Source organism: Microcystis sp. M49636_WE2, from assembly GCF_030065375.1.
GTDB classification, from domain to species: domain Bacteria; phylum Cyanobacteriota; class Cyanobacteriia; order Cyanobacteriales; family Microcystaceae; genus Microcystis; species Microcystis aeruginosa_C.
Genome location: NZ_JASJFG010000504.1, coordinates 1 through 1,096, shown reverse-complemented (window position 1 = coordinate 1,096; position 1,096 = coordinate 1). Strand labels below are relative to the sequence as shown.

Genomic DNA, 1,096 nt, shown 5'->3' with positions numbered 1-1,096 from the left:
GATAGGCCGCATCTTGTAGGTAAACAAACTCAGCTAACCACCTGACAAATAAACCGGTCAAAAATCGTAGGGCTAACATTCCCAAAATACCACCAGTCAGAAGAATCCAGAATCGATCGGCTAGGGCGATCGCTGTTGTCATACTATCAAGGGAAAAAGCCAGATCCGTAAAAGCAATCAGAACAATAACAGAACCCAAAGATTCTATTCCGAGATTAGGGGCAAAATTTTGGTCTTCTGTCTCTATATTGCGAAATTTCTGCCCAAAATGCTTATAAATAGCACCCAGTACCTCCACCTGCCAGAATTTAACTGTCCAACTGGCACTCACTAACATGGCAACTCTCAAGACAAATGCCCCAGCTAATCCCCAGTTTAAAGCTTGGCGTTCTTGTCTGGGGTCGGGAAGTTCTCGCACCAAAGCGGCCAGGGCGAGGGCATTATCGGCCGATAGAATGGTTTCTAAGACTGCCAGGGTGAGAATAGTGCCGCAAGTGGTTAGAGAGAGATTTTCAGCGATTTTGAGGGGACATAAATTAGCTTTTCACTCCTATCACTGTGTTGAGACAGATTAATCCTTCTACGGTTCTTGGCCAGGTAATGATTTGGTAGTAGTGGCGTAGCCCTCTTGCTCATCCGGTATGAAGTGTGTAAAATAAGTAGTCGTGCAAAATTAATTTCCTAGTCGAGACAGGAGACAGGAGACAGGAGACGGGAGACGGGAGACGGGAGACAGCTATTAGGGATCGGATTTGAGTTTTCAGTTCACTGTTTCCTCACACCAGAAGTCTGACGGAGTAGTGGCTTAGATGTGTAATTAATTTTGCTTAGGTACTTACTGCTCCACCGATCGATTTTGGGGAACGCATCATAAAGAAAAGGCTTAAAGATGCTCAGTAACAAGGGTAACAAAACAAGTCGCCCCTGGTGTTTTTGCCCGACGATATTGCAGATTATAATTAGGGGCTGCTGAAAAAGTTTTTCGTGGGGGCAGGGTGTGGGGTGTGGGGTGTGGGGTGTGGGGTTTTACCCATTTTCAGGTGGTCAATTACCTAATTTTCAGGGAAAAAATCCCTAAATTTTCCCCCCAATCACT

The 1,096-nt window shown here is 45.3% G+C and carries 1 protein-coding gene; it reads right to left on the bottom strand.

Features of this window, described 5'->3' with window-relative positions; genetic code table 11:
* The coding region (locus PX484_RS11765; protein ID WP_288103956.1) for a TerC family protein at positions 1 to 484 on the bottom strand (484 nt) is incomplete at its 3' end.
* Positions 485 to 1,096 lie beyond the last annotated feature (612 nt).